At 62.4% G+C, this 19,862-nt stretch carries 21 protein-coding genes; 13 read left to right on the top strand and 8 right to left on the bottom strand.

Going from position 1 to position 19,862, the window contains the following annotated elements; all coding sequences use genetic code 11:
- Nucleotides 1-64 precede the first annotated feature (64 nt).
- From ACTJKM_RS08185 to ACTJKM_RS08175, 3 genes are read right to left on the bottom strand one after another with little or no spacing between them, the layout of a single operon-like run.
- A complete protein-coding gene (locus tag ACTJKM_RS08185; protein ID WP_058322120.1) occupies nt 65-469 on the bottom strand; it encodes a cupin domain-containing protein in 405 nt (134 codons plus the stop codon).
- Nucleotides 470-523: 54 nt separating this feature from the next.
- The gene (locus ACTJKM_RS08180; protein WP_057255313.1) at nt 524-1,276 is read right to left on the bottom strand and encodes an SDR family oxidoreductase; all 753 of its coding nucleotides are present in this window, start codon (nt 1,274-1,276) and stop codon (nt 524-526) included.
- Nucleotides 1,277-1,334: 58 nt separating this feature from the next.
- On the bottom strand, nt 1,335-1,814 hold the full coding sequence (locus ACTJKM_RS08175; RefSeq protein WP_057255312.1) for a carboxymuconolactone decarboxylase family protein: 480 nt from the start codon (nt 1,812-1,814) through the stop codon (nt 1,335-1,337).
- Nucleotides 1,815-1,943: 129 nt separating this feature from the next.
- Here ACTJKM_RS08175 and ACTJKM_RS08170 point away from each other — a divergent pair, with 129 nt between their 5' ends.
- A complete protein-coding gene (locus ACTJKM_RS08170; RefSeq protein WP_113398756.1) occupies nt 1,944-2,852 on the top strand; it encodes a LysR family transcriptional regulator in 909 nt (302 codons plus the stop codon).
- 14 nt (nt 2,853-2,866) lie between these two features.
- Here the strand turns inward: ACTJKM_RS08170 and ACTJKM_RS08165 are convergent, their stop codons facing one another.
- The gene (locus tag ACTJKM_RS08165; RefSeq protein ID WP_058322118.1) at nt 2,867-3,352 is read right to left on the bottom strand and encodes an Lrp/AsnC family transcriptional regulator; all 486 of its coding nucleotides are present in this window, start codon (nt 3,350-3,352) and stop codon (nt 2,867-2,869) included.
- Nucleotides 3,353-3,482: 130 nt separating this feature from the next.
- Here ACTJKM_RS08165 and ACTJKM_RS08160 point away from each other — a divergent pair, with 130 nt between their 5' ends.
- Both ACTJKM_RS08160 and ACTJKM_RS08155 read left to right on the top strand, forming a co-directional pair.
- Entirely contained in the window at nt 3,483-3,899 is a 417-nt protein-coding gene (locus ACTJKM_RS08160) for a DUF2000 domain-containing protein (RefSeq protein WP_110881012.1), read from the top strand.
- 308 nt (nt 3,900-4,207) lie between these two features.
- Nucleotides 4,208-5,386, top strand: coding sequence for an MFS transporter (locus ACTJKM_RS08155; RefSeq protein WP_058322116.1), 1,179 nt, complete (start codon nt 4,208-4,210; stop codon nt 5,384-5,386).
- Nucleotides 5,387-5,470: 84 nt separating this feature from the next.
- On the opposite strand, the gene ycaC is transcribed toward ACTJKM_RS08155, so the two are convergent.
- Entirely contained in the window at nt 5,471-6,097 is a 627-nt protein-coding gene (ycaC, locus tag ACTJKM_RS08150; protein ID WP_058322115.1) for an isochorismate family cysteine hydrolase YcaC, read from the bottom strand.
- 145 nt (nt 6,098-6,242) lie between these two features.
- Between ycaC and ACTJKM_RS08145 the strand changes: the two genes are divergently transcribed.
- Both ACTJKM_RS08145 and ACTJKM_RS08140 read left to right on the top strand, forming a co-directional pair.
- On the top strand, nt 6,243-7,160 hold the full coding sequence (locus ACTJKM_RS08145) for a LysR substrate-binding domain-containing protein (protein ID WP_440660182.1): 918 nt from the start codon (nt 6,243-6,245) through the stop codon (nt 7,158-7,160).
- A gap of 244 nt (nt 7,161-7,404) precedes the next feature.
- Nucleotides 7,405-7,698, top strand: coding sequence for a hypothetical protein (locus ACTJKM_RS08140; protein WP_057255307.1), 294 nt, complete (start codon nt 7,405-7,407; stop codon nt 7,696-7,698).
- Between the two features lie 107 nt (nt 7,699-7,805).
- Here the strand turns inward: ACTJKM_RS08140 and ACTJKM_RS08135 are convergent, their stop codons facing one another.
- Entirely contained in the window at nt 7,806-8,504 is a 699-nt protein-coding gene (locus ACTJKM_RS08135) for an aspartate/glutamate racemase family protein (RefSeq protein WP_058330024.1), read from the bottom strand.
- A 272-nt stretch (nt 8,505-8,776) separates the two neighbouring features.
- Here ACTJKM_RS08135 and ACTJKM_RS08130 point away from each other — a divergent pair, with 272 nt between their 5' ends.
- From ACTJKM_RS08130 to ACTJKM_RS08110, 5 genes are all read left to right on the top strand, one after another.
- Entirely contained in the window at nt 8,777-10,306 is a 1,530-nt protein-coding gene (locus ACTJKM_RS08130) for an ABC transporter substrate-binding protein (protein WP_058330025.1), read from the top strand.
- A 121-nt stretch (nt 10,307-10,427) separates the two neighbouring features.
- Nucleotides 10,428-11,369, top strand: a complete 942-nt coding sequence (locus tag ACTJKM_RS08125; protein ID WP_058322111.1) for an ABC transporter permease — start codon at nt 10,428-10,430, stop codon at nt 11,367-11,369.
- Nucleotides 11,369-12,238, top strand: a complete 870-nt coding sequence (locus ACTJKM_RS08120; RefSeq protein WP_058330026.1) for an ABC transporter permease — start codon at nt 11,369-11,371, stop codon at nt 12,236-12,238. Before ACTJKM_RS08125 ends, ACTJKM_RS08120 begins: the two co-directional genes overlap by 1 nt.
- Before the next feature lie 3 nt (nt 12,239-12,241).
- Nucleotides 12,242-13,453 (top strand): amidohydrolase/deacetylase family metallohydrolase, encoded by a 1,212-nt coding sequence (locus ACTJKM_RS08115; RefSeq protein WP_440660180.1) that lies wholly within the window; start codon nt 12,242-12,244, stop codon nt 13,451-13,453.
- A gap of 22 nt (nt 13,454-13,475) precedes the next feature.
- Complete coding sequence (locus ACTJKM_RS08110) at nt 13,476-13,991, top strand: RidA family protein (protein WP_058322108.1); 516 nt, start codon at nt 13,476-13,478, stop codon at nt 13,989-13,991.
- 15 nt (nt 13,992-14,006) lie between these two features.
- On the opposite strand, the gene ACTJKM_RS08105 is transcribed toward ACTJKM_RS08110, so the two are convergent.
- A complete protein-coding gene (locus ACTJKM_RS08105; RefSeq protein ID WP_058322161.1) occupies nt 14,007-14,813 on the bottom strand; it encodes an IclR family transcriptional regulator in 807 nt (268 codons plus the stop codon).
- Nucleotides 14,814-15,030: 217 nt separating this feature from the next.
- On the opposite strand from ACTJKM_RS08105, the gene ACTJKM_RS08100 reads away from it, so the two are divergent.
- Nucleotides 15,031-16,230, top strand: coding sequence for an aminotransferase class V-fold PLP-dependent enzyme (locus ACTJKM_RS08100; RefSeq protein WP_440660178.1), 1,200 nt, complete (start codon nt 15,031-15,033; stop codon nt 16,228-16,230).
- A gap of 49 nt (nt 16,231-16,279) precedes the next feature.
- Nucleotides 16,280-18,115: an ABC transporter ATP-binding protein gene (locus ACTJKM_RS08095; RefSeq protein WP_440660177.1), complete on the top strand. Its 1,836-nt coding sequence runs from the start codon at nt 16,280-16,282 to the stop codon at nt 18,113-18,115.
- 92 nt (nt 18,116-18,207) lie between these two features.
- Here ACTJKM_RS08095 and ACTJKM_RS08090 read toward each other — a convergent pair whose 3' ends face one another.
- Entirely contained in the window at nt 18,208-18,684 is a 477-nt protein-coding gene (locus ACTJKM_RS08090; RefSeq protein ID WP_058330030.1) for an Lrp/AsnC family transcriptional regulator, read from the bottom strand.
- Nucleotides 18,685-18,827: 143 nt separating this feature from the next.
- Between ACTJKM_RS08090 and ACTJKM_RS08085 the strand changes: the two genes are divergently transcribed.
- On the top strand, nt 18,828-19,847 hold the full coding sequence (locus tag ACTJKM_RS08085) for a 1-aminocyclopropane-1-carboxylate deaminase (protein WP_440660175.1): 1,020 nt from the start codon (nt 18,828-18,830) through the stop codon (nt 19,845-19,847).
- The last annotated feature ends 15 nt before the right edge of the window (nt 19,848-19,862 follow it).

Here is a 19,862-nt window from a genome sequence, read left to right as displayed (position 1 = left end):
GGCAGGCTCCAACGATTGCAGGCAAATTGCAGGACCGGGCGCTTGTGCAGCCGGTCCTGCAGGATCATTTCATCGGATAGGTCAGTTCCTTTTCGGCGGTATCGACGACGAAGACCGCGAGCAGCTTGGCGGGCTCTGTCTCGCTGCCGTTGGCGCTGACGCCGTGACGGTCGCCGGGCATTTCCGAAAAGTTCTCGCCGGCCTTGTAGACCTTGACCGGTCCATCATTGACCTGGCTTCGGATCGAGCCTTCCAGCACCGTCGCATAGATGAAAGCGGTGCTTGGATGGGTATGCGCCTCCGAAGAGCCGCCGGGCCCATATTCCACAAGAACGCCCTTGATGCTCTTGCCCGGCACGTTCGGCAACTCGTGCTCATAGACCAGGGTGACCTTGGCAGCGTCGCCGGCAGCGGCCGTGCCGAACAATGCGGCGGTGACCGCAGTGGCGGTGATGAGAGACTTGATCATGTCGGAAGTCCTTTCAGGGGGCTGGGGGTGCGCCGCCGGCGCAGCCGTATGTGCTCACTTACGGGGAGCCGTGGCGAACCATTCTTCGAAGGTGATCCGGCCGAGGCGGGGATTGTTGTCGGAGACCAGCGAGCCGTCTTGCAGCAGCGCGCCGAAGTAGCGAGCCTCCCGATCGGCCTCGACCTTGCGGTTGTCGCCGCTTGCCTTGAGGTAGCGGGCGACGAGATCGCTGAGGCGTGAGCGCTCCGGTCCGGCAATCTCGATCGTGCCGTTGACCGGGGCGGCAAGCGCGACCGCGGCCATGGCATCGGCGACGTCATCGGACGCGATCGGCTGCACATAGGCCGGCGAGAGGTGCACGGTGTCGCCGACAGTCCCGGATTGGGCGATGCCGCCCAAAAACTCCATGAATTGGGTCGAATGCACGATCGTATAGGGGATACCGCCGGCCTTGATCAGTTTCTCCTGGGCGAGCTTGCCGCGGAAATAGCCGCTTTCCTGCAGACGCTCGGTCCCGACGACCGAAAGCGCGATATGGTGTTTGACGCCGGCAGCCTTTTCCGCCGCAAGCAGGTTGCGGCCGGAGGTCTCGAAGAACTCGAGCACCGCCTTGTCCTCGAAGGAGGGCGAGTTGGCGAGGTCGATGACCACCTCGCAACCGGAAAGCGCCTCGGCGAGACCTTCGCCGGTGATGGTGTTGACGCCCGTATTCGGAGAGGCGGCAACCACCTCATGGCCTTGCTTGCGCAGGCGTTCGACCGTCTTGGAGCCGATCAGGCCCGTTCCGCCGATAATGACGATTTTCATGAGATCCTCCAATCGTTGCGGCGACTGGCCGCGTTGTTCGATCACTCAGGAACAGGGTTTAGTTCAGTCCTGCCTTGTCGAGGCCATAGAGCTTGTCGGCCGAGCCCGGCACGGCCTTGAAGGCGACACTGACGCGGTTCCAGGCATTGATGACCATGATGGAGAAGGTGAGATCGGAGATCTCCTTCTCCGAAAGCTGGCCGCGTACACGCTCGTAAAGTTCGTCCGGAATGCCGCCTTCGGGCAGTTTCGTAACCGCCTCGGCCCAGGCAAGCGCTGCGCGTTCGCGCGGGATGAAGAGGTTCGATTCACGCCAGATCGCGACGTGGTAGAGACGCAGTTCGCTCTCGCCGTGAATCTTTGCCTCCTTCACATGCATGTCAACGCAGAAGGCGCAGCCATTGATCTGCGAGGCCCTTATGTTCACGAGGTCGCGGATCTTCTGTTCGATGACGCTGTCCCTCAGGCTGAGGCTGAGGTCGGAGATTTTCTTGAAGAACTCGGGGGAATGCTGTGCGTAGTTCAGGCGCTGTGTCATGGGTTCGCTCCACAATTAAGGACATTTGTTATCCTTATGGATACAAGATATCCGTAATTACTGGACAGTAAAGCGCAACGGTCATACACTCGGCGCATAAGGCTTATGCCGAAACGTTTGAGGGACCGGATGGATATTGTCTCAGCGCTGAGAGCCTTCCTGCGCGTGGCGGAGACGGGCTCGTTTTCCGCCGCAGCACTCGATCTCAACCTGACGCAGCCGGCGGTCTCGCGGCAGGTATCGGCTCTCGAGGAGCACCTGAACACGCGCCTTCTTCACCGGACGACGAGCGCATTGGCGCTTACCGCCGAGGGCGAGCACATGATCCCGATGGCGCTCCGGGTAGTGGAAGCGGTCGACGCCCTGAACGAAGCCTCGTCTGCCGAGACTGCCTTGGTCTCCGGTCGTGTCCGGCTCACCCTGCCCGCACCCCTCGGCCTTTATGTCAGCGATCGGCTCGCCGCCTTTCTCGAGCGGCATCCCAGCCTGTCGGTCGAGTTGATCTTCCGGGAAGAGCCGTCGGATCTGGTCGGCGAAGGCATTGATCTCGAAGTGCGCCTCGGTCCGGTGTCGGACAGCAGCCTGATGTGCCGGCGCATCGGCTGGACGACCGCCTTCCTCGTTGCCGCACCGAGCTACCTTGAACAGCGGGGTGCGCTCAGGACGCCCGATGATATCAGCGGCCACGAATGTATCTGCTACAGTCGCGCCGGTGACGGACGCTCCTGGTCCTTTTCCGATGGATCCGACGACATCTTCGTGCGCATCGCCCCGCGTCTCGTCGCCAACAATGCGGTGGCCGTGCACCGTGCGGTGCTTGCGGGAAGCGGCCTGGCGATCCTGTCGCACATCCTCGCCTGCCCCGACATCGAAGCTGGCAGGCTGGTGAACCTGATGCCGGACTTTCCGCCAGCGCGGCTGCCGATCAGCGTCGTCTATCCGTCGCGCCGGAACATGCCGCTGCGTGTGCGAACCGTTCTCGATTTTCTTGTCGAGGCAGTGAAGGAAGATCCGTTGATGGCGTCCGCCTCCTCCTAACAGCGGAACGCCGCTCAGCGTTGTCCGGTCGTTGCGCGCAACGGGAGTCCGTTGAAGGCCTTGATCTCCTTCAGCACGAAGGTCGTCTGCATTTCCTTGATGCACGGCAGCCGCCGCACCACTTTCATGGCAAAATCCGAATAGGAATCGAGGTCGGATGAAACGACCTGCAGAAGGAAGTCCGCGTCGCCGGCTATGCTGTAGCAGGCGACAACGCTGTCGAGCTTCATCACTTCATCGGCGAAAGCATCGGCTTCCGCCTCCGTATGGCTGTCGATCTTCACCCGGATGAAGGCGAGCACTCCCAAGTCGATTTCCTTCCGGTTCAGGACAGCCATATAGCCCTGAATGACGCCATCATCCTCAAGCTGGCGCACGCGCCGCCAGCAGGGCGAGGTCGACATGCCCACCTCCTCCGAAAGCGCCTGGTTGCTCAGGCGCCCGTCATTCTGCAGCGCGGTCAAAATCTTCACATCGGCGGGCGTCAAGATCGCAGGCATGTCCTACCTCATTCTTTGTCAATGCAGGTAGAACCTACCGCATATTCGTAAATCTCCGCAACATCCGAAAGAACTTACCTCAAGGCCTGCTCTATTCTCCCCGTCGACAAACAGAGAGGAATAGACCACCGTGCTTCAGGACATCCGCCTCGCCATTATCGTCAATCCGGAGCTGCCGCCGGGTCATCTCGCCAACACCATCGCGGCGATTTCCATCGGCATCGGCGCGGCCATGCCCGTTCTTGGCAATCAGCACCTTACCGACAGCAATCAAAATACGATCGACATCAGCTCCAACCGACCCATCCCGATCCTGCAGGCCGACAATAGGACGATCGGCGCGTTGCTCCTGAAGGCGCTGCCGAAAGAGGAAGACCGCATCATCGTGCCGTTTCCGGCTTTTGCGCGCTCTCTGCACAGCTATGCGGACTACGAAACGCAATTCCCCGTGCGTGATCTCTCGGAGGAAACGATCGACGGCATTGGCCTGGCCGGTGCCTCCAAGTGGGTCAAATCGCTGACGGGATCCCTGAAATTGCTGCGATGAAGCGAAAGTCCCGCAACGGCGCGGAAGGCACTAACCTCACCTCCTTGTCCAGCATGTACATTTTTTTCATCGCGACCAGACCAATGGCGGAATTGGTGGCGACACATCCGCAACACTTCCGCCCATTCGACCGAAAGGACATAGCTTTCCGGCTTGGCGACTTTTTCTAGCCTTGACGACTCCTGTCGTGCGCGACAAGCTCTGAAAACGATTTTCAGAATATCAGAATATCATCATAGACCACATCACCCCGGCCGCCGCTGCCGTGGTTGATCGCGCGATGCGATACCTGTTGGGGACCAATGCGCATGACCAATCAACGTCTCATCATGCTGATCTTCTTCCTTCAGCCGATCGCCTTCGGCGCTTGGCTGCCGCGCATCCCCGATGTGCAGCAAAGGCTTGGCCTCGGACCGGCGGAACTGGCAATCGCATTGCTCGGAATGCCCGTCGGCATTCTCTTGACGCTGCCGTTTGCCGGACGCCTGGTCGCCCGGGTCGGCGGTCGCGCCACCATCCTCTACGGCTTCATTGTGTTTCTGGCGCTCGTCTGGCTGCCGACATGGGCCTCGAATATCGAGATCCTCTTCGTGACGCTCGCCATCGTCGGTGCGGCCCTGACGACGCTCGAGCTCGGCCTCAACATCGAGGCGGATGCGATCGAGAAGCACTCCGGACAGTTGATCATGAGCACCTGTCACGGCTTCTGGAGCCTCGGCATCATGACCGGCAGCCTGATCGGCGTCGGTTTCGCCGCGGTCCATGTTGCGCCGGAATGGGCAGTGCCGCTGGCGGCCGCGGTCATGTTGCCGATCAGCGTCTTTTTCGCCAGAATGCTGCCGCTCCTCCAAACCGGCGAGGCCGCGGCTGCGGAGGCGGCGCCGTCCAGGCGACGGCTGCCGAGCTTTGCGCTTCTCGGCGTCTGCTTCTTCGTCTTCGGCATCACCATGACCGAAGGCGCTGTGGCAGACTGGTCGGCCGTTTTCCTGCGCGATGTCTTCGGGCTCTCCAGCGCCAGCGCCGGCTTCGGCTATTCGATCTTCGCCTTCATGGTGGCAGCCGGCCGTTTTGCCGGTGACCGGCTGAAGGCGAGTTATGGTCCGGTGGCGGTTGCGCGCGCCTGTGGCATCGCCAGCATTGCCGGGCTGCTTCTGGTCGTTGCAAGCCCCGCCGCCTGGGCAGCGCTGCTCGGCTTTGCCGCCATGGGCTTCGGGGTGTCTGTCGGCTTCCCGCTCGCCGTCACGGCGGCCGCCGACCAGAAGGACCGACCGGCCGCAGCCAGCGTCGCCATCCTGTCCTTCATCGCTCTGCTCGGCTTCCTGCTCGGACCACCACTGATCGGCCTGATCGCCGAGCACAGCGACATGCGCTTCGGCCTCGGCGTGCTCGTGCCCTTCCTCGCCGTCAGCCTGCTTTTGACCGGCCGTTTGAAGCCGGCCAACCGCGCGAGCGCGCAGGACGCCCAGCAAGCCGCGAGCCGCGCGTAACAGCCAAGGCGATAGATCCATGGAACCGTGAAAACCCCGGCCGATTTTCGGCCGGGGTTTTCGTCGTTTATCGGCAGACGTGGCTTACTTGCGCGCCGCCATCGTGTTGTAGCTGGTGATGAGGTTGCGGTAGTCGGGAATGTGGTTCGAGAACAGCGTGCCAAGCCCCTCGATATCGTTGCGCCAATCGCGGTGCAATTCGCAGGCAACGCCGAACCAGGTCATTAGCTGAACGCCGGCGGCGGTCATGCGCGACAAGGCGGAATCCCTGGTCACCTCATTGAACGTGCCGGAAGCGTCGGCGACCACGAAAACCTCGAAGCCTTCCTCGATCGCCGAAAGCGCCGGAAACGCCACGCAGACCTCGGTCACCACGCCGGCAATCAAGAGCTGCTTCTTGCCGGTCGCCTTCACCGCCCTGACGAAATCCTCATTGTCCCAGGCGTTGATCTGGCCCGGACGGGGAATGAAGGGCGCATCGGGAAACAGTTTCTTCAGTTCAGGCACCAGCGGGCCATTCGGACCATCTTCAAAGCTGGTCGTCAGGACCGTCGGCAGCTTGAAGTATTTGGCGAGGTCGCCGAGCGCCAGGACATTGTTCTTGAACTTGTCCGGATCGAAATCGCGCACCAGCGACAGGAGGCCGGTCTGATGGTCGACGAACAGGACGGCAACATCATCCTTGTTGAGACGTACGTAGGGCTTGGTCATCGGAAGTCCTTTCTTTCGTTTAGTTCCATCACGGCCGGCAGCGTCCTTGTTGCTGTCTGATCCGCTGTGATTGAACGTAGGCTACTTCAGGACCACGCATGCAAAAAGATTGTGGAATCCGACGCAGTGTCCTATCAATAGAACGATGCAAGACCTGAACGACCTCTATTATTTCGTGCAAGTCGTCGAGCATGGCGGTTTTGCGGCAGCGGCACGGGCGACGGGAACGCAAAAATCCCGACTGAGCCGGCGCATCGCGATGCTGGAGGACCGGATCGGCGTCCGGCTGATCCAACGCTCGCCGCGCCGGTTCTTTGTCACCGATGTCGGCCGCGAATATTACCAGCGGTGCGTCGCCGTGTTAATCGAAGCCGAAGCGGCAGATGCCTTTATCGCACAGCAGCAGGGAGAACCTCAGGGGACTATCCGGGTGAGCTGCCCGACGGCGCTGATCTCCTTCCAATTCGGCAGGCTTTTCGCCCGGTTCATGACCGCGCATCCGAAAATCAGCCTGCAGCTCGAAAGCACCAACCGCCGCGTGGACGTGATCGCCGAGGGTTTCGACGTCTCGTTCCGAGTCCGGTTTCCGCCGCTGGAAAGAAGCGAGCTGGTCATGCGCAAGCTCGACGACAGCTCGCAATATCTCGTTGCCAAGCCGGGGTTCCTGAAGGAACCGGTCCAGACGCCCGAGCAACTGACGGGGCTCGCAAGCCTTGCCTGGACTTCGGCCACACACGCTTACGAATGGCGGTTGGAAAGTGCCACGGGAGAGCAGGCGGTCGTCCGGCACGAGCCACGCTTCCTGACGGACGATATGGCAGCGCTGCGCGAAGCGGTGCTCGACGGAGCCGGAATCGTGCAATTGCCGACGATGATGATCTGGAAGGACCTGGCGGCCGGAACCCTGGTGCCGGTGCTGCCGCAATGGCGGCCTGCATCCGGCATCGTGCACGCCGTCTTTCCCTCAAGGCGCGGGCTTCTGCCGTCGGTTCGCACCTTCATCGACTTTCTCGCCCAGGAATGCGCTGCCGATCGCCTGACGGTGAACGAGAGTCTGGCATAACCGACGAACACCACCCATATGAGCGTTTAGTGCGTCTCGAAGGCACCTCTTCGCCTTCGATCCGCAGACCCATGCGCAGGGCGCATAGTAGCCATTCCTTGCATCCCGCGCCGCTTTTCACGATCTTAATGATGAAGCCGCGTTCGACGCCGGCTCCCTTCAGCACTCCATCCCAGTCGTAGACTTTTCCCCCGGCCACTGGCCGGCGCGGCCAATTCCGGCTTGAACAATAGGGAAGGTAATCATGCAGACTTCTGCCAAGACGCTTGACGCCAAGACACTGGACAAGATGACGCTCCACGAGCGCTCGGACATGATGGCGCTCGTCGCAGACGCACTCGAAGCAACGGCCGAGAAGGCCTACGAGATCGGCGATGACCGGTTTGCAGAGAATTCGATCAGCCTCGCCAACATCATCATCAGCTGTGCTGACGACCTGGTCGTTGGCGATCTGCCGGCGGCCGAACTTCTGTTGCAGCAGGGTATCGCGTTGATCAGCCTGTTTCAGGGCGAGCCCCGAGAGTTCACCTTGCACTAAAGCTTACGACCACGGCCGGCGATCAGCCGGCCGTTGCCACTTTGCACCGGTCGATGATGATTATCCTCGACCGGCCGCGGCGGCTGCTCAGCGGGCCATTAGGCGTCTCACGCGCCTTCGAGCGCGAGGTCGACCGCGGCCAGCGCATGAATCTCAGTCGTATCGAACACCGGAACCGGGCTGTCGGCCTGCGAAATCAACAGCATGATCTCGGTGCAGCCCATGATGATCGCTTCCGCGCCCGCATCGACCAGCCGCGCGATGACGCCGCGATAGGCGTCGCGCGAGCTGTCCTTGACGATGCCGGCGACGAGTTCTCGATAGATGATCTCGTGTACCTTGGCGCGGTCGTCCGCCTCCGGCACCAGCACCTCGAGACCAAACGTGTCCTTCAAACGGCCCTTGTAGAAATCCTGCTCCATGGTGAAGGCGGTTCCAAGCAGACCGACCTTGCGGAGACCTGCGGCCTTGATCTTCTCCGCCGTCGGGTCGGCGATGTGAAGCAGCGGAATGGAAACGGCTGCCGAAACGTCGGCTGCCATCTTGTGCATCGTGTTGGTGCAGATCATCAGGAAATCGGCGCCGCCGGCCTCCAGGCGACGCGCCGCCGCAATCATTTCCTCTGTCAGAGCCGGCCAGTCGCCATGATGCTGAAGCCGTTCGATTTCGCCGAAATCCATCGACCACATCAGCGACTTTGCCGAATGCACGCCGCCCAGGCGGCCGCGAACCGTCTCGTTGATGATGCGGTAGTACTCGGCCGAGCTCTCCCAGCTCATGCCGCCAATCAGGCCGATGACCTTCACTTTGCGCGCTCCATTTTCGAACCGGACTCTGAGCTAACAAATCGCGAGCCATCGCGATAGCTCCAGCGACCGCAAGCGCCCGGCGCAGAAGGCCATTGCGGGGCTCAACGCCGGTCTCCGACGAGCCCCTTTCCCGCCCCCATCAAAGGACTTTTCCGCAAAGCTGCGTGACGTGACGACGACAACCGATTGACATTTCCGGTTTCGTGGACTTTTATATTCCAAAATAAAGAACGATATAGCACAACTATGGAATAAGAGGAGGAGCAAATATGAAATCGACCAAACTTGCATTGCTAATCGGAACCGCGCTCGTGGCATCGGCAACCCTTGCCTTTGCCCAGGAAAAGGGTGGCGTCATCAATGTCGCGACGGTCGGCGAACCGCCGACGCTCGACCCGATGGCGTCGACCGCCGACCTCGTCGGCATCGTCTCGCAGCACATCTTCGAAACGCTCTACACCTTCGACAAGGACTGGAAGCCGACGCCGCTTCTGGCGAGCGCCCTTCCGGAGATCAGCGCTGACGGCAAGACCTACACGATCAAGCTGCGCTCCGGCGTCAGGTTCCATGATGGCACCGACCTCGATGCCAAGGACGTGGTCGCCTCGCTCGAGCGCTGGACGAAGGCCGCCTCGCGCGGCAAGCAGACCGCAACGACGATCTCGGGCATCGAGGCGGTCGACCCGCTGACGGTCAAGATCTCGCTCAACACCCCTTACGCGCCGCTCGTCTCGCTGCTCGCCTTCAACAATTCCGCGGCGATCGTGCTTCCGTCGGAAAAGCAGGCTGAACCGATGACCGATTTCGTCGGCACCGGCCCCTACCAGCTGAAGGAGCGCAAGGCGGACCAGTATATCCAGCTGACCCGCTACGACGCCTACACGTCGCCGGAAGGCGACGCCAACGGCTACGGCGGCGCCCGCCACCAGTATGCCGACGAAATCCGCTTCGTGCCGGTGCCGGACCCGAACACCCGCGTCGAGGCCGCCGTCTCCGGCCAGTATGACTATGTCGATTCGCTGCCGGTCGAATCCTTCGACCGCGTGAAGGGGTCCAGCGCCTCCGATCCTGTCATGCTGCAGCCCTTCGGCTGGCCGGTATTCGTGCTGAACTCCGGCAACGGCATGACCAAGAATGTCGATCTGCGCAAGGCGATCCGCGCCTCGCTCAGCATGGAAGACATGATGGCGGCCGCCTTCGGCACCACCGACTTCTATGCGCTCGATGCCGCACTTTATCCGTCGCAATTCACCTGGCGCACCGATGCCGGCACCGAAGGCGCCTACAACATCGCCGACCCGGAAAAGGCTGGCGAACTCTTGAAAGCCGCCGGCTACAAGGGAGAGCCGCTGCGCATCCTCACCAGCCGCCAGTACGAGTTCCACTACAAGATGGCGCAGGTCGCGGCCGAATATCTGAAGCTCGCCGGCTTCACCGTCGATCTGCAGGTGGTCGACTGGGCGACGCTCACCCAGCGCCGCGCCGACCCGACGCTTTGGGACATCTACATCACCCACAGCCCCTTCCTGCCGGAACCGGCGCTCATCGGCATGATGTCGACCAAGGCCCCCGGCAACTGGGATACCCCGGCGCGTGCCAAGGCGGTCGATGCCTTCAACGCCGAATCCGATCCGGCCAAGCGCGTGGCTCTCTGGGCCGATGTGCAGAAGGTGATCTTCGAAGAAGTGCCTTTCATCAAGATCGGCGACTTCAACGCGCTCTCGGCAAAGTCGAAGACGCTTGAAGGCGTGTCACCGGCGCCATGGCCGTATTTCTGGAACGCTTCGATCAAGAAGTAAGCTCCCACCCTCCCAGGGACTTCGGCGGACGCCCAGCCACTGGCCTGGCGTCCGCCGGAAGGGCGCGCCGTTGTTCATTCACACCAGTGGGCAAGGTGCACAGGAAAGGTTCGAGGCCACCATGTTACGCTACATATTCCAGCGGCTGATGGGCATGATCGTCGTCATGGCGATCGTCGTCACGATCGTCTTCGTCATCGTCCGCGTGACACCGGGCGACCCCGCTGCCGTCATGCTCGGCCCGGAGGCGACCCAGGAGGACATCGCTGAACTGCGCACCCGGCTCGGCCTCGACCAGTCGCTCGGCCTGCAATATGTCTACTATATCGGGCAGTTGCTTCAGGGTGACCTCGGCCAGTCGATCTTCCTCAACCAGCCGGTGACCTCGGCGCTTGCGGAACGCGCCGAGCCGACCTTCTTCCTGACGCTGTTCTCGATCGTGATCGCCTGCGCCATCGCGCTGCCGATCGGCATCTACGCCGCCTATAGGCGCGGCTCCTTCGTCGACCAGGCGGCAACGACCCTCGCCATGCTGGCGGCGAGCATACCGAGCTTCTGGCTCGGCCTGATCCTGATCCAGGTGTTTGCGGTGCGCTTTGGCTGGTTCCCGGTTTCCGGCTATGGCGGGCCCGGCTCCTCCTTTACCGAGCGCATGTATCACCTGACCTTGCCGGCGATCGCGCTCGGCGTCGTTTCCTCCGCGCTGATCCTGCGCTTCACTCGCGCTTCGATGCTCGATGTGCTCGGCGACGATTTCATCCGCACAGCCCGCGCCAAGGGCCTCGGCGAGCGCAAGGTGGTGATGAAACACGCGCTGAAGAATGCGCTGATCCCGATCCTGACGATCATTGGGCTGACGGCCGCGGTGCTGATCTCGGGCGCCGTCGTCACCGAAACCGTCTTCGGCCTGCCGGGCGTCGGCAACCTCGTCGTCTCCGCCGTGCTTCGCCGCGACTATCCTGTCATCCAGGGTGCCCTGCTGGTGATCGCCGCGCTCTATGTGCTGATCAATTTCGCGATCGATATGCTCTATCTCCTCGTTGATCCAAGGGTACGTTACTGATGGCTATCACCGTATCTGCCCCCTCCGAGAGCGAGGGCCGCAAGTTCATCCGCCGGCTGCTCAAGCGCAAGACCGTTGCCTTCGGCCTCATCGTGCTGACCGTCTTCGTGCTCTTGGCCGTCTTCGCGCCACTGATCGCGCCCTATGCGCCCGGCAAGCTGTCGATCGTCAACCGTCTGTCGCCGCCGAGCCTGCAATGGTTCTTCGGCACCGACGAATTCGGCCGTGACGTCTTTTCCCGCACCATCTATGCCGGCCGGCTGTCGCTCCTCGTCGGTGCGGCCGTCGTCACGCTCGCAACCGTGATCGGCGTCGTGCTCGGCCTGCTCGCCGGCTTCTTCCCGAAGCTCGACACACCGATCGCCCGCGTCATCGACGCGATGATGGCCTTCCCGGATATCCTGCTTGCGATCGCGCTCGTCGCCGCCCTCGGACCGTCGCTGACCACCGTCATCATCGCGCTCAGCATCGTCTATGCACCGAGGCTTGCCCGCGTGGTGCGCGCCTCGACGCTGGTGATCCGCGAGCTTCCCTATGTCGAGGCGGCGCGCGCGCTTGGAATCTCGACCCCGCACATCATGACGCGCCACGTGCTGCGCAACCTGCTCTCGCCCGTCCTGGTCCAGGGCACCTTCCTCTTTGCCCATGCGATGCTTGCCGAAGCCGGCCTCTCTTTCCTCGGCGTCGGCGTCAGCCCGGAAATTCCCACCTGGGGCACGATGATCGCCTCGGGTCGCCAATACATCGGCCAGGCCGACTGGGTGACGCTCTTCCCCGGCATCGCCATCGTGCTCTCGGTCCTGTCGCTGCAGATGGTCGGAGACGGCCTGCGCGACATGCTCGATCCCCGCCTCAGAAAGGACCTGTAAGTCATGACGAACGCAACCACCAGCGCAGGTCCGGTGCTGATCCGGCAGGTGAAATCCGTCGCCTTCGGCATGGCCGCAGCGGCCGAAACGATCGATATCCTCGTCGATGGCGAAGGCCGCATCGCAGCCCTCGGTCCTAACCTGGAGGCATCAGGCAGCGTGCGCCGCATCGAGGGCAATGGCGCCTGGATCTCGCCCGGTTGGATCGACCTGCATGCCCATGTCTGGCATGGTGGCACCGACATTTCCGTGCGCCCGCAGCTTTGCGGCATGGAGCGTGGGGTTACCACCATCGTCGACGCCGGATCGGCCGGCGAAGCCAATTTCCACGGCTTTCGCGAGTACATCATCGAGCCCTCGCGCGAGCGCATCAAGGCATTCCTCAATCTCGGTTCGATCGGTCTCGTCGCCTGCAACCGCGTCAGTGAACTCAGCGACATCCGCTCGATCGACATCGACCGCATCATCGCCTGCTACCAGGAAAACCGCGAGCACATCGTCGGGCTGAAGGTCCGCGCCAGCCATGTGATCACCGGCTCCTGGGGCGTGACGCCGGTCAAGCTCGGCAAGAAGATTGCCAAGATCCTGAAGATCCCAATGATGGTGCATGTCGGCGAGCCGCCGGCGCTTTACGACGAGGTGCTCGAAATCCTCGGTCCCGGCGACATCGTCACCCACTGCTTCAACGGCAAGGCCGGCTCCAGCATCATCGAGGACGAGGACCTGTTCGAGCTTGCAGAACGTTGCGCCGGCGAAGGCATCCGCCTCGACATCGGCCATGGCGGCGCCTCCTTCTCCTTCCGCGTCGCCGAAGTCGCGATCGCCCGCGGGCTCCTGCCTTTCTCGATCTCCACCGACGTACATCTGCGCAGCATGAACCAGTCCGTCTGGGATCTCGGCACCACCATGTCGAAGCTGCTCAGCGTCGGCATGCCCTTTGAAAAGGTGGTCGAGGCCGTGACCCAGGCGCCAGCCTCGGTGATCCGCCTGCCGATGGACAATCTCTTGAGCGTCGGCGCCCGCGCCGAGTTCACCCTCTTCGATCTCGTCGATAGCGAACTCAGGGTCTTCGATTCACTCGGTGCTGAGGCGCATCTCAACCGCCTCTTCGAGCCACGCTACGCGGTGATGGGCACCGAGGTGGTCGCGGCCAACCGCTATCAGCCGCCGCATATCGAGTGCCCCGATCACAGCCATGGTTACGGCTATCGCTGACTCGAGACGACAGAATACAGCAATGACAGGACATCGCGTGAACAGTCTGGACCAGAATAAAGACAGCCCTGCCGCCGCCTCGCCCTATCAACGGCTTCAGGCCCTCGGCATCAACCTGCCGCCGGCGCCGCCGCCGATCGCGAATTTCGTGACGCATGTGCGCGAAGGCAACATCCTCTACCTCTCAGGCCAGGGCCCGCGTGAAGTCGATGGCCATCTGCATGCCGGCAAGGTGGGCGCCGATGTCGATATCGACAGCGCCTATGATCACGCCCGGCTGACCGGCATCAACCTGCTTGCCGTCATGCACGATGCACTGGGCGACCTCGGGCGGGTCAAGCGCATCGTCAAGATCCTCGGCATGGTCAATGCCGTTCCGGATTTCGCCGAGCACCCGCGCGTCATCAACGGCTGCTCGGACCTGATGATGGATGTCTTCGGCGAGGCCGGCAGCCATGCGCGCTCGGCGGTGGGTTTCGGGTCGCTACCCGGCAACATCACCGTCGAGATCGAAGCGATCGTCGCTCTGCACGATTAACGACGGGAGGTTGGATCAATGGCTGCGCCAGCCCATCATCTTCTCGATCCGCTCGGCGGATACCCTGACGTGATCGGCGTAGAACGCCCGGTCGTCGAGGATCTTCTGCTCCGGCAGAACGATCGAGATCGTCGCGGCGCAATTGCCCTTGTCGTCGAGAATGGGAGCGGCAACGCAAGCGACCGCATAATCGGATTCGCCGGCCTGGATCGACAGCCTTGCTTGAAGCGCGCTGCCGGCCTGGTCGGAAAGTGCCGCCGGATCGATGTCGGCGCGGCCGGTGGGCGAGGTGCGGGCGCAGCGGCGGAAAAGCTCGAGCCTTTCCTCGGCCGGCAGATGGCCAACGAGCAGGCGACCGGATGCCGTCCAGTTGAGCGGCACACGGGTGCCGACGCGCGAGGTCACCTGGAAATGGCCGGGACCGTCGGCCATGGCGAGCACCTGCATGTAGTCGCCGTCGCGACCGCACAGCTGGATCGTTTCGGACACTTCCCGGCCAAGGTCATGCATCTCGCGGGTGGCAACACCGAGGAAATCGAGGGACCGGGCATAGGCGAGACCATAGTGGTAGAGCCGGTCGCCAAGCCAGACGAGGCCATCGGCATCGCGGCTGAGCAAGTTCTTCTCGACCATGTCGTCAACGATGACATAGGCCGTGGACAGCGGCGCGCCGACCGCCTTGGCAATCGCGTAGACGCCGCTCGGGGAACCCGTCTCGTAAAGGAAATCGAGCACCTGCAAGGCGCGGTCCATACCGCTCACGCGCGAACGGCGCGGCTTGCCGGTCGTTTCAATGTCATCGTTCGGCTCGACGCCGGTCATCGTCTTGTCCACTGCTCAACTCCTGCGCGGCTCGAATTGCGCACTGCCGGGAATGTGTTGGGTCCCGCTGCTGCCGCGCCCTCGATGGCGGCTGTGACAGATGGCGGAAGGCCTCACGCATACTTCATTACTATGGTAGATATTCCGCGAAAACGGAATAGTCTATCCGTTTCGACTGCCAGAAAATCGCCTGCCAGAAAATTACATGGAGACCACTATGCCTGACCGTGACATTCGCGAAGCTCTCGGACTTCGTCCCGTTATCAACGTCTCCGGCACGATGACCGGGCTCGGCGCATCGATCGTGGTCCCGGAAGCGATCGCCGCAATGACTGGCATACTGCCGCAGTTCGTCGAGATCAACGACCTGCAGCGCAAGGTGAGCCCCGTGATCGCGCGGCTGACCGGTGCGGAAGCCGGCTTCGTCACGGCGTCCTGCTCCGCCGGCATCAGCCTTGCCGTCGCGGGAACCATGACCGGCAGCGATCTTGCCGCGATCGAGCGCCTGCCCGATACGAACGGCCTCAAGAACGAGGTCCTCATCCAGATGGGCCATGTGGTGAGCTACGGCGCGCCCGTCGATCAGGCGATCCGCATCGCCGGCGCAAAGCCGGTGCTGGTCGGCCAGGCGACCTCGGCTTACCGCTACCATCTGGAAGGCGCTATCAACGAGCGCACGGCCTGCGCTGTCTACGTCGTCTCGCATCACGTGGTGCAGTATGGGCTCATTGGCCTCAAGGAATTTGCCGAGGTCTGCCATTCGATGGGGGTGCCGGTCATCGTCGATGCGGCCTCGGAATATGATCTGCGCATCTTCCTCGATGAGGGCGCCGACATCGTGCTCTATTCCGGCCACAAGTTCCTCGGTGGCCCGACATCGGGCATCGTCGCCGGCAAGAAGGAGATGGTGCGCAACACCTTCCTGCAGAACCTCGGCATCGGCCGCGGCATGAAGGTTGGCAAGGAAAGCATGCTCGGCGCGATGGCGGCACTCGAAGCCTGGGAGACGCGCGACCACGCCGGCATCCGCGAACGCGAAACCGGTTACTTGAACCTCTGGCACGAGACGCTGAGCGGCCGCCCCGGCATCAGGCCGGTGATCGAAGCCGATCCGACCAACAACCCGCTCGACCGCCTGCGCGTCAACATCGACCCGCAGGAAGCCCACATCACCGCCTGGGACCTCGCCGACGCGCTCGCACGTGGCACACCGCCGATCATCGTACGCGACCACGAAGCCGAGCACAATTACTTCTACCTCGACCCGTGCAACCTGCATCCGGGCCAGGAGAAGGTAGTCGCAAGCCGTCTCGCCGAGGAACTCGACAAGGCGCGCGCCTCGAACGAGATCATCTCGACCTCGCTCAGCGAGCGCAACGCCCGGCGCTTCGCCGGCCTGCTGCGCTGGCCTGACTGACCGGACACCGAAAACGACAAGACGCATAGCAACAGGCGGAGGAGCCGACATGACCGACACCGCAATCGCAGAGGCCCGCTCGACGACGCCTGTTCTTTCCGTCGAGAACCTGACGACTTCGTTCCTGGTCGATGGCGCATGGAAGCCCGTCGTGCGCGACATCTCCTTCCAGGTGGCGCCAGGAGAGACCGTCGCGATTGTCGGCGAATCCGGTTCGGGCAAGAGCGTCACCTCGCTCTCGATCATGCGGCTCTTGCAGAAGGAAACGAGCCGCGTCGAGGGCCGGGTGATGATGGGCGGTCGCAACATCCTCGACCTGCCCGAATCCGAGATGCGCCATGTGCGCGGCAACGACGTCGCGATGATCTTCCAGGAGCCGATGACCAGCCTCAATCCGCTGTTCACCATCGGCGACCAGATCTCCGAGGCACTGCTTTGCCACAAGCCCATGTCGAAGGCAGACGCTCGGGCAGAGACCATTCGGCTGCTGGAAAAGGTCCGTATCCCTTCGGCCGCCTCGCGCTTCGACGAGTATCCGCATCGGTTCTCCGGCGGCATGCGCCAGCGCGTGATGATCGCCATGGCGCTTGCAAGCCGTCCGAAGTTGCTGATCGCCGACGAGCCGACGACGGCGCTCGACGTCACCATCCAGGGCCAGATTCTCGACCTGATCAAAGTGCTGCAGGAGGAGGAAGGCACCTCGGTGCTGTTCATCACCCACGACATGGGCGTCGTCGCCGAGATCGCCGATCGCACCGTGGTGATGTTCCGCGGCGACGCAGTCGAGACCGGCAAGACGCAAGACATCTTCCTCAGGGCGAAACATCCCTATACCCGCGCGCTGCTTTCGGCCGTGCCAATGCTCGGGGCGATGAAGGGCGAGCCCCAGCCGATGCGCTTTCCGGTCATCGATGCGGCAACCGGTCTTCCGGGTGCCGTGGCTGAAGCGACCGACACGGTTCAATCCGACCGCAAGCCGATCCTTGAGGTGAAGAACCTCGTCAAGCGCTTCGACATTCACGCCGGACTGCTGGGCAAGCTCAAGGGCCGCGTGCACGCGATCGAAGACGTCTCCTTCAGCCTACAGCCGGGCGAGACGCTGTCGCTCGTCGGCGAATCCGGCTGCGGCAAGTCGACGACCGGCCGTGCCATTATGCGGCTGATCGAACCGGAAAGCGGCTCGGTGATGCTTGACGGAAAGGACGTGCTGGCGATGGACCGCAAGGGCTTGCGCGAAATGCGCCGCACCATGCAGATGATCTTCCAGGATCCCTTCGCAAGCCTCAACCCGCGCATGACCGTGGGGGCCGCCATTGCCGAACCCTATCTCGAACACAAGCTCGGTACCGCGCGCCAAGCCCGCGAAAGAGTTGCCGACCTGCTCGAACGCGTCGGCCTGCAGGCCGACATGGCGGCGCGCTACCCGCATGAATTCTCCGGCGGCCAGCGCCAGCGCGTCTGCATCGCGCGCGCCTTGGCGCTCGACCCGAAGGTGATCGTCGCCGACGAATCCGTTTCCGCACTCGACGTCTCGATCAAGGCGCAGGTCATCAACCTGCTGCTCGACCTGCAGGCGAGCCTCGGCCTCACCTACCTGTTCATCTCGCACGACATGGCGGTCGTCGAGCGCGTCAGCCACCGTGTGGCGGTCATGCATCTCGGCGAAATCGTCGAGATCGGTTCACGCGCACAGGTGTTCGAAAACCCGCAGCACCCCTATACCAGGAAGCTGATCGCCGCCGTCCCGATCGCCGACCCGACCCGCCGCCACACGCGCCGTGGCGTTGCGAGCGACGAGCTCAAAAGCCCCTTGCGCGCGCCCGACTACGTTCCGGTCGAGCGGCGCTATCAACAGGTCGCCGAGGACCATTTCGTCCAGGTCTAGGCGGACTGCGTCAAGCCGGTCGCATCCTTCTCGATCGAGACAGGTGAGCCGCGCGCACCTTCCTGCGCGGGCGGCCAACCGTATGACGGCCGTCAGAACGGCAGCCGCGCGTTCTCCTTGACTTCCTTCATCACGAAGAACGTCCGCGTCTGGCGCACTCCGGGCAAGGCGATCAGCTTCAGGCCGTGCAGTTTGTTGAAATCGGCCATGTCGCGGACGCGGATCTTCAGGAGATAGTCGAAATCGCCGGCGACCAGGTTGCAGTCGAGCACTTCCTTCATCTCCATCACCGCGCCTTCGAAGGCCGCAAAACTTTCGGGCGTCGAACGGTCGAGCACCACGCCGACCATCACCAAAGCGCCGAGACCGACGGCAGCGGGTGCGATTTCCGCCCGAACGCCGGTAATGTAACCCTCGTCGAACAGCCTTTGCGTCCGCCGGTGGCAGGTGGCCGGACTGACATTCGCCCGCTCGGCCAGGTCAGCATTTGTCAGCCGGCCCTCTGATTGCAGGGCGCGCAGGATCTTGATGTCGATCCTGTCGAAATCTTCGCTGGAAGAATCTTTCATTTCTGAGCCAAAATCTTGAAGAACCACGAAATCGTTTGAGAACTCTATCTCATCTGCAAAAATCAGAACAGGAAATTAGAGAGCACCTTTCACGCGACTTCACCTATCCTTCGCTCACAATTTTCACACGGAGGCCTGGATCAATGTCACTGCTCGAAAAGTTCGAACGCTACCCGCTCACCTTCGGCCCGACGCCGATCGAGCATCTGCCGCGGCTGACGGCAGCACTTGGCGGAAAAGTCGAGATCTATGCCAAGCGCGAAGACTGCAATTCCGGTCTCGCCATGGGCGGCAACAAACTCCGGAAACTCGAATACATCGTTCCGGATGCGATCGCCTCCGGCGCTGACACCCTGGTTTCGATCGGCGGCGTGCAGTCGAACCATACGCGGATGGTCGCTGCGACCGCCGCCAAGATCGGCATGAAATGCGTCGTCATCCAGGAAAAATGGGTGCCGCACTATGATGCGGTTTATGACCGCGTCGGCAACATCCTGATGACGCGGCTGATGGGGGCGGACAGCCGGCTGGTCGATGACGGCTTCGATATCGGCATCCGCAAGAGCTGGGAAGATGCGATCCAGTCAGTGAAGGATGCCGGCGGCAAGCCCTATCCGATCCCGGCCGGCGCTTCGGTGCACAAATACGGCGCGCTCGGTTACGTCGGCTTTGCCGAAGAGGTGGCTGAACAGGAGAAGGCGCTCGGCTTCACCTTCGACTACATCGTCGTCTGCGTCGTTACCGGCTCGACTCAAGGGGGCATGATCGTCGGTTTCGCCGCGCAGAACCGCGCCGAGCGGGTGATCGGCATCGATGCGTCGGGTACGCTTGAACAGACCCGCACGCAGGTGCGCAACATCGTCGATGCTACCGCCGAACTGGTTCGCCTCGAGAGGCCGATCCGCGACGACGAGATCGTCATCAATCCCGATTACGCCTACCCCGCCTATGGCGTACCATCGGAAGAAACCAACGAGGCGATCCGGCTTGCGGCGCGAACCGAAGCGATGATCACCGATCCGGTGTATGAGGGCAAATCCATGCAGGGCATGATTGATCTCACCCGCAAGGGCTTCTTCCCCGAGGGTTCGCGCGTGCTCTACGCTCATCTCGGCGGCGCGCCGGCTCTCAACGGCTACAGCTACTACTATAAGGACGGCTGACGCGCCGCTTGCACT

It is taken from the genome of Ensifer sp. 22460 (assembly GCF_052044935.1).
Taxonomy (GTDB): domain Bacteria; phylum Pseudomonadota; class Alphaproteobacteria; order Rhizobiales; family Rhizobiaceae; genus Ensifer.
The sequence above is the reverse complement of the archived record's forward strand: the minus strand, read 5'-3'. Positions and strand labels throughout refer to the sequence as shown.